This is a genomic window from Tildeniella sp. (genome assembly GCF_059505325.1).
Genome location: NZ_JCACKI010000073.1, coordinates 1 through 12,744, shown reverse-complemented (window position 1 = coordinate 12,744; position 12,744 = coordinate 1). Strand labels below are relative to the sequence as shown.

27 protein-coding genes, 1 tRNA gene and 1 pseudogene are annotated in these 12,744 nt (G+C 51.7%); 11 read left to right on the top strand and 18 right to left on the bottom strand.

Annotated elements, in window-relative coordinates:
* Positions 1 to 308 precede the first annotated feature (308 nt).
* The 3 genes from AC5JO6_RS26055 (at position 309) to AC5JO6_RS26045 (ending at position 1,437) form a co-directional block, all read left to right on the top strand.
* Positions 309 to 382: transfer RNA gene (locus AC5JO6_RS26055), tRNA-Pro, on the top strand.
* A 370-nt stretch (positions 383 to 752) separates the two neighbouring features.
* Positions 753 to 1,052: a type II toxin-antitoxin system HigB family toxin gene (locus tag AC5JO6_RS26050; RefSeq protein ID WP_496083959.1), complete on the top strand. Its 300-nt coding sequence runs from the start codon at positions 753 to 755 to the stop codon at positions 1,050 to 1,052.
* Positions 1,036 to 1,437 carry a helix-turn-helix domain-containing protein gene (locus AC5JO6_RS26045; protein WP_496083958.1) on the top strand — a complete coding sequence of 134 codons (402 nt, stop codon included), beginning with the start codon at positions 1,036 to 1,038 and terminating at the stop codon, positions 1,435 to 1,437. The genes AC5JO6_RS26050 and AC5JO6_RS26045 overlap by 17 nt, the downstream gene beginning before the upstream one ends.
* 51 nt (positions 1,438 to 1,488) lie before the next feature.
* Here the strand turns inward: AC5JO6_RS26045 and AC5JO6_RS26040 are convergent, their stop codons facing one another.
* The 4 genes from AC5JO6_RS26040 to AC5JO6_RS26025 form a co-directional block, all read right to left on the bottom strand.
* Positions 1,489 to 1,737: a YgiT-type zinc finger protein gene (locus AC5JO6_RS26040; protein ID WP_496083957.1), complete on the bottom strand. Its 249-nt coding sequence runs from the start codon at positions 1,735 to 1,737 to the stop codon at positions 1,489 to 1,491.
* On the bottom strand, positions 1,734 to 2,099 hold the full coding sequence (locus AC5JO6_RS26035) for a DUF4258 domain-containing protein (protein ID WP_496083956.1): 366 nt from the start codon (positions 2,097 to 2,099) through the stop codon (positions 1,734 to 1,736). The genes AC5JO6_RS26040 and AC5JO6_RS26035 overlap by 4 nt, the downstream gene beginning before the upstream one ends.
* A 96-nt stretch (positions 2,100 to 2,195) precedes the next feature.
* A complete protein-coding gene (locus tag AC5JO6_RS26030) occupies positions 2,196 to 2,540 on the bottom strand; it encodes a HepT-like ribonuclease domain-containing protein (RefSeq protein WP_496083955.1) in 345 nt (114 codons plus the stop codon).
* Positions 2,527 to 2,835: a nucleotidyltransferase family protein gene (locus AC5JO6_RS26025; protein ID WP_496083954.1), complete on the bottom strand. Its 309-nt coding sequence runs from the start codon at positions 2,833 to 2,835 to the stop codon at positions 2,527 to 2,529. The genes AC5JO6_RS26030 and AC5JO6_RS26025 overlap by 14 nt, the downstream gene beginning before the upstream one ends.
* On the opposite strand from AC5JO6_RS26025, the gene AC5JO6_RS26020 reads away from it, so the two are divergent.
* Positions 2,829 to 3,008, top strand: a complete 180-nt coding sequence (locus AC5JO6_RS26020; RefSeq protein WP_496083953.1) for a hypothetical protein — start codon at positions 2,829 to 2,831, stop codon at positions 3,006 to 3,008. The two genes, AC5JO6_RS26025 and AC5JO6_RS26020, sit on opposite strands and share 7 nt — an antisense overlap.
* A complete protein-coding gene (locus AC5JO6_RS26015; protein WP_496083952.1) occupies positions 2,998 to 3,123 on the top strand; it encodes a hypothetical protein in 126 nt (41 codons plus the stop codon). The genes AC5JO6_RS26020 and AC5JO6_RS26015 overlap by 11 nt, the downstream gene beginning before the upstream one ends.
* Positions 3,124 to 3,141: 18 nt before the next feature.
* On the opposite strand, the gene AC5JO6_RS26010 is transcribed toward AC5JO6_RS26015, so the two are convergent.
* A complete protein-coding gene (locus tag AC5JO6_RS26010; protein ID WP_496083951.1) occupies positions 3,142 to 3,354 on the bottom strand; it encodes a DUF6887 family protein in 213 nt (70 codons plus the stop codon).
* Positions 3,351 to 3,476, bottom strand: a complete 126-nt coding sequence (locus AC5JO6_RS26005; RefSeq protein ID WP_496084131.1) for a DUF6888 family protein — start codon at positions 3,474 to 3,476, stop codon at positions 3,351 to 3,353. Before AC5JO6_RS26005 ends, AC5JO6_RS26010 begins: the two co-directional genes overlap by 4 nt.
* On the opposite strand from AC5JO6_RS26005, the gene AC5JO6_RS26000 reads away from it, so the two are divergent.
* The gene (locus tag AC5JO6_RS26000) at positions 3,450 to 3,665 is read left to right on the top strand and encodes a hypothetical protein (protein ID WP_496083950.1); all 216 of its coding nucleotides are present in this window, start codon (positions 3,450 to 3,452) and stop codon (positions 3,663 to 3,665) included. The two genes, AC5JO6_RS26005 and AC5JO6_RS26000, sit on opposite strands and share 27 nt — an antisense overlap.
* A gap of 118 nt (positions 3,666 to 3,783) precedes the next feature.
* On the opposite strand, the gene AC5JO6_RS25995 is transcribed toward AC5JO6_RS26000, so the two are convergent.
* The 5 genes from AC5JO6_RS25995 to AC5JO6_RS25975 all read right to left on the bottom strand — a co-directional run bounded on the left by AC5JO6_RS25995 (position 3,784) and on the right by AC5JO6_RS25975 (position 5,205).
* Positions 3,784 to 4,146, bottom strand: a complete 363-nt coding sequence (locus AC5JO6_RS25995; protein ID WP_496083949.1) for a type II toxin-antitoxin system PemK/MazF family toxin — start codon at positions 4,144 to 4,146, stop codon at positions 3,784 to 3,786.
* Complete coding sequence (locus AC5JO6_RS25990; protein WP_496083948.1) at positions 4,139 to 4,396, bottom strand: hypothetical protein; 258 nt, start codon at positions 4,394 to 4,396, stop codon at positions 4,139 to 4,141. The genes AC5JO6_RS25995 and AC5JO6_RS25990 overlap by 8 nt, the downstream gene beginning before the upstream one ends.
* Positions 4,397 to 4,489: 93 nt before the next feature.
* Positions 4,490 to 4,615, bottom strand: a complete 126-nt coding sequence (locus tag AC5JO6_RS25985) for a hypothetical protein (RefSeq protein ID WP_496083947.1) — start codon at positions 4,613 to 4,615, stop codon at positions 4,490 to 4,492.
* A complete protein-coding gene (locus tag AC5JO6_RS25980) occupies positions 4,608 to 4,970 on the bottom strand; it encodes a DUF5615 family PIN-like protein (protein WP_496083946.1) in 363 nt (120 codons plus the stop codon). Before AC5JO6_RS25980 ends, AC5JO6_RS25985 begins: the two co-directional genes overlap by 8 nt.
* Positions 4,954 to 5,205 carry a DUF433 domain-containing protein gene (locus AC5JO6_RS25975; RefSeq protein WP_496083945.1) on the bottom strand — a complete coding sequence of 84 codons (252 nt, stop codon included), beginning with the start codon at positions 5,203 to 5,205 and terminating at the stop codon, positions 4,954 to 4,956. The genes AC5JO6_RS25980 and AC5JO6_RS25975 overlap by 17 nt, the downstream gene beginning before the upstream one ends.
* Before the next feature lie 22 nt (positions 5,206 to 5,227).
* Between AC5JO6_RS25975 and AC5JO6_RS25970 the strand changes: the two genes are divergently transcribed.
* A complete protein-coding gene (locus tag AC5JO6_RS25970) occupies positions 5,228 to 5,350 on the top strand; it encodes a hypothetical protein (protein WP_496083944.1) in 123 nt (40 codons plus the stop codon).
* 25 nt (positions 5,351 to 5,375) lie between these two features.
* Here AC5JO6_RS25970 and AC5JO6_RS25965 read toward each other — a convergent pair.
* The 3 genes and pseudogenes from AC5JO6_RS25965 to AC5JO6_RS25955 all read right to left on the bottom strand — a co-directional run.
* Positions 5,376 to 5,573: pseudogene (locus AC5JO6_RS25965) on the bottom strand (PIN domain-containing protein); the annotation flags it as partial.
* 21 nt (positions 5,574 to 5,594) lie between these two features.
* Entirely contained in the window at positions 5,595 to 5,762 is a 168-nt protein-coding gene (locus AC5JO6_RS25960) for a PIN domain-containing protein (RefSeq protein ID WP_496083943.1), read from the bottom strand.
* A 5-nt stretch (positions 5,763 to 5,767) separates the two neighbouring features.
* Entirely contained in the window at positions 5,768 to 6,010 is a 243-nt protein-coding gene (locus tag AC5JO6_RS25955; RefSeq protein WP_496083942.1) for a hypothetical protein, read from the bottom strand.
* Between the two features lie 19 nt (positions 6,011 to 6,029).
* On the opposite strand from AC5JO6_RS25955, the gene AC5JO6_RS25950 reads away from it, so the two are divergent.
* The gene (locus AC5JO6_RS25950; RefSeq protein ID WP_496083941.1) at positions 6,030 to 6,179 is read left to right on the top strand and encodes a hypothetical protein; all 150 of its coding nucleotides are present in this window, start codon (positions 6,030 to 6,032) and stop codon (positions 6,177 to 6,179) included.
* Here the strand turns inward: AC5JO6_RS25950 and AC5JO6_RS25945 are convergent.
* Together AC5JO6_RS25945 and AC5JO6_RS25940 are read right to left on the bottom strand one after the other, a co-directional pair.
* Positions 6,176 to 6,544 carry a type II toxin-antitoxin system PemK/MazF family toxin gene (locus AC5JO6_RS25945; protein ID WP_496083940.1) on the bottom strand — a complete coding sequence of 123 codons (369 nt, stop codon included), beginning with the start codon at positions 6,542 to 6,544 and terminating at the stop codon, positions 6,176 to 6,178. The two genes, AC5JO6_RS25950 and AC5JO6_RS25945, sit on opposite strands and share 4 nt — an antisense overlap.
* The gene (locus AC5JO6_RS25940) at positions 6,534 to 6,842 is read right to left on the bottom strand and encodes a hypothetical protein (protein WP_496083939.1); all 309 of its coding nucleotides are present in this window, start codon (positions 6,840 to 6,842) and stop codon (positions 6,534 to 6,536) included. Before AC5JO6_RS25940 ends, AC5JO6_RS25945 begins: the two co-directional genes overlap by 11 nt.
* Here AC5JO6_RS25940 and AC5JO6_RS25935 point away from each other — a divergent pair.
* A complete protein-coding gene (locus AC5JO6_RS25935) occupies positions 6,836 to 6,970 on the top strand; it encodes a hypothetical protein (protein WP_496083938.1) in 135 nt (44 codons plus the stop codon). The genes AC5JO6_RS25940 and AC5JO6_RS25935 overlap by 7 nt on opposite strands.
* Before the next feature lie 10 nt (positions 6,971 to 6,980).
* Here AC5JO6_RS25935 and AC5JO6_RS25930 read toward each other — a convergent pair whose 3' ends face one another.
* Entirely contained in the window at positions 6,981 to 9,800 is a 2,820-nt protein-coding gene (locus tag AC5JO6_RS25930; RefSeq protein WP_496083937.1) for a tetratricopeptide repeat protein, read from the bottom strand.
* Positions 9,801 to 9,903: 103 nt separating this feature from the next.
* On the opposite strand from AC5JO6_RS25930, the gene AC5JO6_RS25925 reads away from it, so the two are divergent.
* Positions 9,904 to 10,173, top strand: a complete 270-nt coding sequence (locus AC5JO6_RS25925; protein WP_496083936.1) for a hypothetical protein — start codon at positions 9,904 to 9,906, stop codon at positions 10,171 to 10,173.
* 259 nt (positions 10,174 to 10,432) lie between these two features.
* Here the strand turns inward: AC5JO6_RS25925 and AC5JO6_RS25920 are convergent, their stop codons facing one another.
* Positions 10,433 to 12,064 carry an AAA-like domain-containing protein gene (locus tag AC5JO6_RS25920; RefSeq protein WP_496083935.1) on the bottom strand — a complete coding sequence of 544 codons (1,632 nt, stop codon included), beginning with the start codon at positions 12,062 to 12,064 and terminating at the stop codon, positions 10,433 to 10,435.
* Positions 12,065 to 12,388: 324 nt separating this feature from the next.
* On the opposite strand from AC5JO6_RS25920, the gene AC5JO6_RS25915 reads away from it, so the two are divergent.
* Positions 12,389 to 12,670, top strand: a complete 282-nt coding sequence (locus tag AC5JO6_RS25915) for an HU family DNA-binding protein (protein WP_496083934.1) — start codon at positions 12,389 to 12,391, stop codon at positions 12,668 to 12,670.
* Positions 12,671 to 12,744: the final 74 nt, after the last annotated feature.

The following is a 12,744-nucleotide window of genomic DNA, read 5'->3' as shown; positions in this document are numbered from 1 at the left end:
AAACACAGGGCACCGAAAAACCGCTAGCTATAAGTTTACAAATGTTTATGAAAATAGTGCAGGTTGCGATCGATTTTTAGATGAAATCAGCAAAGAAAAAAGTGGAAAGGAGGCACATCGGCGAGCAACGAGACGCAAAACAGTCATCACCAACATGCCCACCCTTATAATCCAACAAATTTGCAAAAACCGTTGGTTAAGGGTCGGAGAAAACAGATAGTCGTTTTGCCGTCGGTCATCCACAAGGCACGTTGGTTAGATATGATATCCTAAACTGGAAGTACTTGAGCAAGAGCTAGTTGCTTTCGCGGGATGTGGCGCAGCTTGGTAGCGCACTTCGTTCGGGACGAAGGGGCCGTGGGTTCGAATCCCGCCATCCCGATTTAATCTTGTGCAAAGTGCTGCACTTTGTCGAGTAAGGGTGGTTCTGAGTTCCACCAAAGACTGTTGACCAATATCTACCGTGTCTAAGCCAGTGTCCTCATTTTAAGCTGAAGCAGGACGATCGCCCCTGCCTCACCGACCCACACGATCGCGCCCTCAAAGCGCAACGAGAAACCGGGTTTCTGAATGCAACCTAGCGGCTCACGACTACTTCTGTGGAGAAACCCGGTTTCTGGCTTTTAAAACCTCATCGCTCACCTCGCTCACCCCTTTCAAGCTGGGGTCAAAGGCGATCGCGTCGTTCAACCAATAACCTGAAACTTTGAAGCTACAATGAGAGCCTAGTAAGAAGAGCGGAAGTCTTTTCGATGCACGTCATCAGCTATAAACGCTTGCGTGAATTTGACAAAAAGCATGCTGATTGTCGTGAGGTTTTGGATGATTGGTTTAAGGTTGCGATTAAGGCAAATTGGTCTAATTTGATCGAGGTTCAGTCAGTGTTCCCGCAGGCTGAAGCGGTTGGAAACTTTACGGTCTTCAACATTAAAGGCAATCGGTATCGTTTAATTGTGAGCATTGATTATGAAGGGCAATTGATTTATATCAAGTACGTCCTAACTCATGCGGAGTATGACAAGGAGCAGTGGAAGCATGACCCTTACTTTTAACCCAAATAGATACGGTGAGCTTCTGTCTCAATATCAGCCTAAACTAATTCGCACTGAAGCAGAAAATGAAACGGCGCTGGCGATCGTAGAAGCGTTAGTGCATCGTCCAGACCGTAGCCCCGAAGAAAACGAGCTATTTGCGTTGCTCATCACGCTGATTGAAAAGTTTGAGCAGGAACATTATTTGCCGGGTGCAGACTCAACGCCTCGTTCACGACTGCTGTTTTTGATGGAGCAACGTCAGCTTGAGCAGGCAGATTTAAGCGGTTTACTGGGTTCTGAAGAGGCGATCGCAGCTATCTTAACTGGCGATCGTGAAATGAGTACCTTTCAAGCAAAAGCTCTCGGCGCATTCTTTCACGTTGACCCTGGGTTGTTTATTTAAGCACGATCGCCTCTCCCTCACTGACCCACCGATCGCGCACTCAACGCAGCACTACCGCTTGATGTGCTTGAGCACCTGATTACAAGCTGACAACTTCAACCTCAAGTCGTTCTTCACTGCGTGGTCTGTTTTGAGCAAGCGATCGATCGCATCCAGAGTTGTGGCGTGAAAGTAGCGTTCACCGCATTCTAAACAAACTTCGGCATCAACATTTTCAACAATGTAGAGTTTACCTTCAAGCCAATGCTGTCGCCTGACTTTTTTGGGAACGGTTTGTCCATCACAAAATTCACAAATCATTTGTCCTCCGTCAGGGCGTAGACCGTGATGATGATTAAGCTGCCTTCGTCACGAAAGCGACAAATCACGTGAATCAATCTGCCATCCATTGTAGATCCCTCGATTCGGTAGCGGGTGCAACGCTGATCGTGGGTCATGGTTTTCTCAATACGATCGCAAAGTATAGCGTGTTCAACGTCCTGGCGTTCCAGGTAGTCATCAACCATCTCGTCTTCAGCGTGGGAGGACAGGTAATAATCCCGATCGTGGATTTTTTGCCGGATCTGGTTAATGGTTGCCATGCAAGCAGGGTATGAGCGGTAAGGCTCTAGAGGCATCATGGTGAATTTTGCAATCATCTCACGATCGCCCCGCCTTCCCATTTCGCATCCCGCTATCGCTTGATCTGCTTGAACACCTCATCGCGTGCCTCGATCGCCCCTCCTCACCGACCCGCCCAATCGCGCGCTCAAAACACTTTATGTTTCCATAGCAATGATTTTCTCTAGCTCCGCAATTAGAGGTGGCAAATCATCAGTCACAACTTGCCAAACGATATCTAGATCAATCTCAAAGTAGGCATGAGTGAGGCGATTCCGCATACCAATCATTTGCAACCAGGGCACTTGAGGGGAACTGGCTTTGCAATCGGCAGAAACCCGACCAGCCGCTTCACCAATGATTTCGATGTCTTTAACCAGCGCTAACGCTAGCATCCGATCGCGGTCTAGATCCTTGCGAGTACGGTTTTCGATAAAACTCATCGCTTCGATCGCGGCATCTTGCATATGGCGTAAGCGAGTCAGATCGTCAATCCTGGACATATTGCACGAGGGCTTCGTTGAGGACGCGATCGCGGATGTAGCGGCTCAGTTCTTGCGGAGTACGTAAATCGACGGTGCGACCACCGAGGATGTGCGAGAGTTCTTGCTGCATGGTAAAGATCGCAAAACCAGGCGTTTTGCCAGGTGCAAATTCGACTAAGACATCAACATCGCTGCTGGGGCTAAAATCATCGCGTAAAACGGAGCCAAACAAAGAGAGTTTGCAGATATGGTGTCGCTGGCAAAATTCGGTGATTTTGGTTTGAGAGATCTCAATTGGCAGGGTTTGTGGCATCTTTCTTACCGTTTGCTGGTGATGACGCACAGTTGACGATCGCGCCTAAGCGTACTCTGATTTCAATTATCTCCGAATCAGTCGAACAACGGCACGATCGCCCCTCCCTCACTGACCCACCCGATCGCGCCCTCAAAGCGCAACGAGAAACCGGGTTTCTGAATGCAACCTAGCGGCTCACTACTACTTCTGTGGAGAAACCCGGTTTCTGGCTTTCAGAACCTCATCGCGTACCTCGATCGCCCATTTCAAGTTGGGGTTGAGGGCGATCGCTGGGAACTAGACTAGAAGCTTGCAAAAACAGATTTATGAACCGCCCTCTTTCTCACTGATGAGACGCTTAAACAGCTCAAATTGCTGTTGTTCCTCTTCCTGCGTCTTAGGAGGATGAAACCAAACGGCTTCTGCGTCGGGTGTCCGACGGTGATAGAGCGCATCTAATGCGTCCAGATCATCCCGATGGGCAAGGACGTAGGTTCTTAATTCTGGTTTGGACATTTTGTCAAAGTCAGGCTTCATTCAAACCTCCAGAGTCCATCACGAGAAACAACAATCTCTAATTCATCACCTGCCAGGATGAAAATGTAGCCTGCCTGGTCATTAAAACGAAACAGGTGGATGTCTCGGTAGCAGTTAGACAGCCACTGGCAAACGACAATACAGGCGATCGCTTGCTCGGTAGTGGGGTAAATGGCTGGTTCCTCAATTCTGACACAGATACTATAGGTGATGGTCGGTGTGCTTTAGAAAGCGATCGCCCCTCCCTCACTGCCCCACCCGATCGCGCCCTCAAAGCGCAACGAGAAACCGGGTTTCTGAATGCAACCTAGCGGCTCACTACTACTTCTGTGGAGAAACCCGGTTTCTGGCTTTCAGAACCTCATCGCGTGCCTCGATCGCCCCTTTCAAGTTGGGGTCAAGAGCGATCGCTGAGAAGTGAACCAGGGATTAGAGCAGCGAGGGGCTGAAGCTTAGATTGCAAGCACGATCGCTAAGGCTTTGGCGATCGTCATCATTAGTTGTCTCATCCAGTTTTCCCAACTGCTTCACCAGGCGAGTTTCGGAAACAGAGCGCACTTGAAAGGTATCTGCGCCAGATAATTTGCTCAAACCATTGCTAACATTCGGTTCTAAGCGAACCATCCAGGGTCTTGCGGCGAACGGTTCTTTCCAGTCGGTCACAGGCACAATCACTTTGAGGAGTAGGATGCCAATGGCGTTGTCGTTAACGATGATAGCTGGGCGGGTTTTGCTAATCTCAGTGCCAAGAGTAGGGTCAAGCTTGACCAGCCAGATTTCACCCCTAAGCATCGGCTTGTTCAGCAGTAGCAGGACTGTCGTAGAAGTCTTCACCATCTAAAAGGGTGAAGGTGGTTAATTCGCTGCCGGGGGCGTAATCGTCGATCGCGGACATGGCGGCGATCGCTAACTGCTCTCGGCGTTGGGTGTTGGTTAAGCTGTGCTGTTCCTGTTGTACGAGTTGAAAGGCAACTTCAGCGATTTTCAAGCGATCGCGGACGGTGAGGTGAGGCAGTGCTTGCAAGATGTCTGCGGTTTCCATAACGGTAATTGACAGGATTATGTTTATTATCTCTAACAGTGGCACGATCGCCCCTGCCTCACTGCCTAGCCCGATCGCGCTCTCAAAGCCACCCTACCGCTTGATCTGCTTGAGCACTTCATCGCGTGCCTCGATCGCCCCTTTCAAACTGGGGTCAAGGGCGATGTAATGAACTGCGCTGACGGCGATCGCATTCAAACAGCTGTGAAGGTTACTCAAAATTAATTGGCGTTATTTCTCCAGCACCATTGATTCGGATTACGGCTCCAACTGACAACGATGATAGGAGCGCGCTGACCGTTGTGATCAGGGGCGCAAGATAATCGGGTCTAGTACTGCTTGAGTCTAGAATGATAATTCTGATGGTGAAATTGTTGAGGTTTTGCTGATAAGGGAGGTTTTTGTCAGCCGTGATAAAGGCATCAAACGGATGATTTTCAGCGAGTGCAAGGATTTCCCGATCGCTCAAACCTCTCCAACCCATGTCGTTCACGTTGTTGACAGTGTGATCGGCTTCGATGAGGGGTTGCTTGAGTTTTCGGCTCAAAAGATTTTCGTCAAGGAGCACTAACACCGGAATTTCGTTCCTGAAAGAGCATCACTTTGGCGATCGCGTCTAAAACTTGAATGGCTTGGGTTTGCAGGTAGGGAAAGTCATTGATAAACTCAGCAAGCCCCTCTTCGCCCTCCAAGTAATCAAAAAAGGTTTGCAAGGGTATGCGAGTGCCGCAAAAGACAGGCACGCCACTCATGATGTTTGGATCGCGGTGAATGATCTTGCGATGCTGCAAAATTTCCTGAACATTCATAGGAAGACGAAATGGATGAGCCTTGCATACATTTATTCTGGCACGATCGCCCCTCCCCTCCGACTCACCCGATCGCACTCTCAAAGCCACCCTACCGCTTGATCTGCTTGAGCACCTCATCGCGTGCCTTGATCGCCCATTTTAAGTTGGGGTCAAGGTCGATCGCCGCTTCAATTTCTTTGGTATGGAGTAATGACGTTCGGCAACATAGGGAAGTGTTTCCGATTCATCGTGACAAAGGTTGCTTGTGTGTATTCCACTGTGGCAGCAATCAACGCATCCGCTAATCCTGTGCCATGACTTTTGCCATAATCGCGACGATAGAGACCACCTTGCAGCGCGATTTCTTTAGTGGTAGCAATGATTTCAAAGGCAGAGACGAACGCATCTTATTTCGCTCGTTCTTTACCATCGCGAACTCCAGCGTATAGCTCGGCAACGGTAACAGCCGCAATTTGGAGATGAGCCGTTTGGCTTTCCAAATACGCGATCGCCTTGGGGTTGCCACGCAGGTAGTCAATCAGAACATCGGTATCGAGGAGTAAGCGCTCAGACACAATGGCTAATCTGGTGAGTTGAAGCGGTCAAGCTCGTTGCGGTAAGCGGTCAGGGTTGATTGCGCCTGATCGTGCCACATGCCGCGTGCTTGTTGGAGGAGCGCTTGACGGTTTTCGATCGCAAACTGACGAATGAATTGGGCAACTGCCTCACTCAAAATCTCATGCTCAGTTTTACCCGTTTGCTGGGCAATGGTCTGAATGGCGCTGACTTGCTGATCGCTCAGTTCAATTTGGCTAGTTTGCATTTTGGCTGGTCTGCATCACTTGTCTCATCTCTATTTGCATGGTATCGCACACATCAGAGCAGACGATCGCCCCTTCCCCACTACTCCAACCGATCGCGCCCTCAAACCAGCCCTACCGTTTAATCTGCTTAAGCACCTCGTCACGTGCCTCGATCGCCCATTACGTTAATCAGGTTCGCTGTACTCGATGACAGCCGCGATCGCGATGATGATTTCGAGCATTTTTTCTTCGGAAAGGCTTCCTAGCTTGTGAATCAGACGTTGGGTGTCTACGCCGCGTATTTGCAACACGTCTACAGCAGAAACTTTGGTTAGATTATTGGCAGTATCGGGGACAAGCCGGATGTGCCAGAGGTTCTGGGCAAAGTAATCTTTCCAGTCGGTAATCGGAGCGACCAGCTTAATGGGCAACTTCCCAACGGCATTGGAACTCACGATCACGGCGGGACGAGTTTTTCTAATTTCGGTGCCGATGGTGGGATCGAAGTTGACTAGCCAGACTTCACCGCGCTGCGGGATGGGATCAGTACTCAATCAAGTCTCCTGCTTGTAACTCGCGCCATTCGGTGTCTTGCTGATAGTGCGGCGCGATCGCCTCTGCTTGTGCTTGCAGCATCCGATGACGCTCTTGAAGGGGCAATTTCATGAAGGCGCGACGTTGTTTAAGGGTGAGATCGGCGTTTTGGCGATCGCCGGGTTCGAGTTGATTTTGCAGGTAAAGCACAACGGCATCGGTAATGATGGCATCGGGCGATCGCCCCTGCTGTTGTGCCAGATGCCGCACTTTGTCAAGTAAGGGGGCTTCTGAGTTCCATTCAAAAACAGTTGCCATACTATTTGCCACATCTGAACCAGTATCTTCATTTTAAGCTGAAGCAGCACGATCGCCCCTGCCTCACCGACCCACACGATCGCGCCCTCAAAGCGCAACGAGAAACCGGGTTTCTGAATGCAACCTAGCGGCTCACGACTACTTTGGTGGAGAAACCCGGTTTCTGGCTTTCAAAACCTCATCGCGTGCCTCGATCGCCCATTTTAAGCTGGGGTCAAGGGCGATCGCCTGGTTCAAATCTGCCAGTGCCGCGTCGTAACGCCCTTGCGCCTGGTAGATGAATCCTCGTTTACCCAAGGCATAAGCATCTTTGGGATCTAATTTGAGCACTGTGCTGAAGTTTTTCAATGCCTCTTCATAGCGCTTTATCGAACGATAAGTCTCGCCAAGATTGTAGTAAGCGGCAGCAAATTTAGAGTCAAGGGTGATCGCTTTTTGAAAGTTGGCGATTGCAACGTCCAGTTTCTTCTGCTTAGCCAGCGCAGTGCCTAGATTGTTGTAAGTGACGGGATCGTTGGGGGCAAGGGTAATCGCTTTGTTGTAATTGGTAATTGCCTCCTCCAACTTGTTCTGGGCTTGCAACGCATTGCTTAGACCGTTGTAAGCCCTGGCATAGTTAAGGTTGAGAGCGATCGCTTTGTTGTAATTGGTAATTGCCTCCTCCAACTTGTTCTGATCTTGCAGCGCATTGCCTAGATTGTAGTAAGCAGCGGCAGAGGTCGGATCGAGGTCAATTGCTTGTTTATGGGTAGTGATTGCCTCCTCCAGCTTATTCTGGTCTTTCAGCGCATTGCCCAAATTGGTGTAAGCGATTGCAATACTTGGATCAAGCTTGATGACGGCTCTGAATTCTGTTTCAGCATCCTGATAGCGCTTCTGATCACTATAGATAAAGCCCCGACCGAGATGGGCAAAGCGATTGTTGGGGTTTACTGTCAGAATGAGGTTAAAAATCTCCAGGGCTTCCTCTGTCTTGCCCTGTCCCCGCTTTGATTCACCTTCTACAAACACCCAGATAGCCCTTAGTTCTTCCTCAATGGGTGCGAGTTTGGCTCGTGCTTGTTGCACGTTGCGCTCGGCTTTGCGCTGGTCGGCTTCGGCTTTTGCCAGTTTTTGCTCGGCAGCCTTCACCTTCTCAGCCTGTGCGGTAGCTTGCTGCCGGACGTTTAGCAGGTCTCTCTGTGCGATCGCCACTTTCTGGCTTGCCTGCTGCAAATCTCGGTTTTTGGCGTTCAGGTCGGCTTTGGCAGCTCGAAATCTCCGGTTTTCCGCTTGAAGATCTTCTCTGATATCCTTTACCTGATCTTTTGCCGTCTTCGTCTCGCTGATTGCTTTTTCCCTATCCTCTTGCACTTGCGTCAGATTTTTGGTTGCGTCTGCTTCCCGTTTCGTTGCTGCGTCTGCATTCCTGGTTGCGTTGCTTGCCATCATTCCCGCCACGATCGCAATCGGCACGGTCAACCCCAACAGTGTGCCTGCGATCGCCAAGCGTCGGGTGGCTCTGCGTTTAGCGTTATCGAGGGTTTGATTAGCTTCTGCGAGGGTTTGGTTAGCTTCTGCCAGAATGCGATTTGCCTCTTCCATGTCTTGACGTTCCAGGCGATCGCTGGCGCGAAGAAAGCGGTTGTCTGGCTCACTCAGGTTTTTGCCTTCTGCCCAGGCTTGCGCTTCTTTCAAGGCATTGCCGCGTAGCAGTCGAGAGTCGTCCTTACGTTCCGATGCTTCCCAGGCGGTAAAAGCGGCAGCGTAGGGACGTAGCTGCGCCAGAACGGTGTCTACCCAGGTCTGGTTAAAGACTGACTGATAGATCCGGTTGTAGGACACCAGCTTGCCCTGGTGCTCCACGACCAGTCCCGATAGGCGGAGGTCGATTTGCTCCGGGCTGGCATCGGCGGGGATGTCTCCAGCTTGGAGGATTTGCTGGTAGAGTCCGAGGAGTTGCCCTTTGCGTTGCTCGTTGCTAATGAGCCGATCGCGGATCGTCCGCAAATGCACCGGATCATCATGGGATTCCCAGCTTGTGATGATGCGGCTTTGGACAAGGGATTCGACTCGGGAGAAGTCAAAGGGGTGTGGGGTGTGGGGTGTGGGGTGTAAGGGTAAGGAAGCGTTTTGAGTTCCTCCCCCTGCCTCCCCTGCTTCCTCTGCCCCCAACTGCCTGTTGCTTCCTGCCTCCTGCCTTCTGCCTTCTGCCTCCTGACTAATCAACCGACACAGCTTCTGAGTCAAAAACGGCTGTCCCCCTGTCCAATTGAGCACCGATCGCAGGATAGCAGTGGGATCGCTGACGTAATCGCGCAAGCCTTCTTCCAGAGGTTTGGCTTCCTCAAGCTGAAAGCCGTTGAGGGCGATCGCACGTCCCACATTAAACGGCGTACTGCGCTCGTTGCGGATCAAGTCGGAAGGCGTTGCGACACCCAACAGCGCGAAGGTGAGACGCTTGTAGGAAGGTTTATCCGCGCGTTCGTTGTAGCAGTCGCGGATGAGGGCAAAAAAGTCGTCGATCGAGAACTTCAGGCTGAGGACGCTATCGATTTCGTCGATGAAGATGACGATCGAGGGGGCGATCGACTCCAGCAAGACCTGTTCAACCAACTCGCTGAGGCGCTGCACGGGAGAGAGATGATCCCGCTCTCGCCACCACGATCGAAAGCTGATGGTGGTCATCAGGTTGAACGCACTCACAAGACTGAGGGCAATGCCTGCATACCACTGGTCGGGCGTAATGTTGTCGCTGCCAATCCGCGTCAGGTCGATCACCGCACAGGCAACGCCTTCTGCCTGCAACCGCTGCATCACCCGCACCCGCAAACTCGACTTGCCCATCTGCCGCGAGTTCAGCACGTAGCAAAACTCTCCGGCTTTAAGCCCTTCGTACAGGTCGGTATCCGCCTGTCGGACAACGTAGGTCGGTGCATCGGCGGGGAGGCTGCCTCCGACCTGGTATGCGTAGCTCATGGTAGATGGGGTGTGGGGTGTGGGATGTGGGGTGTAGGCGAGTGGGAAAAGGGGAGAGGAAAAGTAGTAGGGTGGGCAATGCCCACTCTACTTAGGAGTATGTTTGGGCATTATCATTGAACCTCTGAGTATTGTCGTTGAACCTCCGAACATGGCGCGTGAATGTCTGAGTATCATCGTTGAACCTCTGAGCATGGCGCGTGAATGTCTGAGTATCATCGTTGAACCTCTGAGCATCGCGCGTGAACCTCTGAGCATCGGGCATGAACCTCCGAGCATCGCGCGTGAACCTCCTGATCATCGTCGTCGAACCTCTGAGTATCGTCGTCGAACCTCTGAGTATCGTCGTCGAACCTCTGAGTATCGTCGTTGAACCTCTGAGCATCGTCGTTGAATCTCCAAGCATCGTCGTTGAATCTCCAAGCATGGCGCGTGAATGTCTGAGCATGGCGCGTGAATGTCTGAGTATCGTCGTCGAACCTCTGAGCATCGTCGTTGAATCGTCGAGTGCAGTAGAAGTCGGGGTTCTTAACGAACACTGTCGCGTTAGCCTGATAACTGACGCAGAACCCCGACTTCTTGACCCACCCACCTTAATCTGCCTTCTGCCTCCACCTTTTATCCTTCATCCTTCATCCTTTCCCCCCAAGCCGATCGCCAAAATACCGCCGATACAGCTCACACCGAAACGTCACATCATTGTCCTGCAAGTTCACTAGCCCCATACTGTGAAGCTGAAACGCCTGCACCGACTGCAACCGGACGGGGTCTGACGTTTGTACGACTCGTTTCACCGCCAGTGCCATTTCTGGGCGTTGTTCCAGGTTCCACAGATGCCGTCGCAGGTGGTCGCCGTAGAGTCCCGCTTCGGTGGGAGCGGTTTGCAGCAGGCGGTTCAAGGTGGTCTCCTGACGTGCCACATGATACAGCGCGACTCTCACAAGATAGGGATGTCCACCCACCATTGCCATGAGTGGCTCGATCTCGATCGCCGTCCAGCGCAACCCGTGACGTTGGGCGAGGTTTTGCACTTGCTCAGCGGTGAATTCTGGGAGTTCGATCGGCAAGCCCACATTAAACGGCGACTGGTTAATGTTCATGGGAATGTACACCTCCGTGGAATGCACCACGACGAGGCGGAGTTTCTTCCACAGGTCGCTATTCTTCGCCGCCTCATGCCATGCCCGCAGCAAGCCAAAAAAGTCTGACGCAACGTTGGGATGGTTAAACACCATGTCTACTTCATCCAGGCAAAGGGTGAGTGGACTGGTGATGCTGGGCAGCAGGTAGTCTTCAAAGTACGCGGTGCAGTTGTCCTTGCTGCCAAAAATGTCATCCCAGTAGTCGGCAAGCTTGTTGGGCAATTGCAGTCGTCGCCCCACGCTGGCGCAGAACCACTTTAAGAACTTATCCAGGTCGTTGAAGATCGCGGCATCGGCAATCTGGAAGCTCAGCGGTACGGTGAGATGGTGGTGGTCTCCCGCACGGCGTAAAATGCGCGCCATTAAGGAAGTCTTACCCATCTGTCGGGGCGCTTTGATGCGGATCAGGGCACCCGGTTTGACGATCGCCTCATAGCATTGAGCTTCGATCGTGGTGCGCGCACTGCCCTCTCTAGGAACGCGATCGATGTAAAAGGCAGAGGCAAGATCCACCTGTCCTTCGGGGAGTTCGGGTTCGGCGATGGGGAGCGGGTGGGTGGGGGAGGCAGAGGGGGCGGAGGGGGCAAGGGAGGCAGGGGGGCGATCGTCCTCTGCTGCATCCTTTACCCAATCACGGGAATCCTGGCTGCTGCCCACCAGACTCAGAACTTCCTGCAAGATGATCGGCGTATCGGCATCGGTCATCCACTCTCGCTGCTGGATGCGTTGCAGATAGCCGCGCAGGTCATAGTTGAGCGGTGACGTGAACGGAAAATTGACCCGAATGGGTAGAATGCCAGGGCGATGGTCTTCACGGGTATCGCGCAACTGCTTTGCCCGTCGCACTTCCTCCGTCACCATCTCACTCACGGCAGACTGGGGCGACAGCAACAGCAAAAAGAAATCACACTGCTCTAGTGCATCATCGATCCGCTGCGACCAGTTCTCGCCCAGGCGAATACTCTCACCCGCCAGGAAAACGTGGTGTCCAGCCGCTTGCAACGACTCGTAAAACTGCTGAGCCAGACCACTATCCGGCTCTTTGCTGCGGTAGCTGATAAACACCCTGGCAGCGGTTGGGGAAGACTCACTGCCAGCGAAGCGCGTTTCATGACCAGGCATACGAAAATCTACGGAGGCGATCGTCTGCTCATCTTATCTGATTTTATTTTGCAAAGGCTGTAAATTGTTGAGCTATCAGCTATCAGCTATCAGCTATCAGCTATCAGCTATTAGCCATCAGCTATCAGCCATACCCTTCTTGTCCCCTTGGCTCCCGCTGACCACTAAACGCTGACCGCTCACTGCCAACGCCTACAGCGCCAAAGTCTTAGCCCTTTTAGTCAAGTCCTCATCGTCTGCATTCTGCTGCCTGAGTAATTAAACTCTTGCACTTTCAAAACCCTCAAGTATAATCACAGCAAACATTGCGAGGGCTTTTAGGATATGAATAAAGGTGAACTAATCGATAAAATTGCAGAAAATGCAAGCGTGACCAAAAAAGATGCTGATGCTCTGTTGACAGCGACGCTAGAAGTGATTCTCGAAACCGTAGCGGCTGGAGAGAAAGTGACGCTGGTTGGCTTTGGCACCTTTGAGGCGCGCGATCGTCAGGCACGCGAAGGACGCAATCCCTCTACAGGCAAGCCCATTCAAATTCCAGCCACCAGAGTACCTGCTTTCAGCGCTGGCAAAGTCTTTAAAGAGAAGGTGCTTGAGAAGGCTTAGAGCTTAGGCGTTACTAGGAATTAGCTATCAGCTATCAGCTATCAGCTATCAGCTATCAGCTATCAGCTATCAGC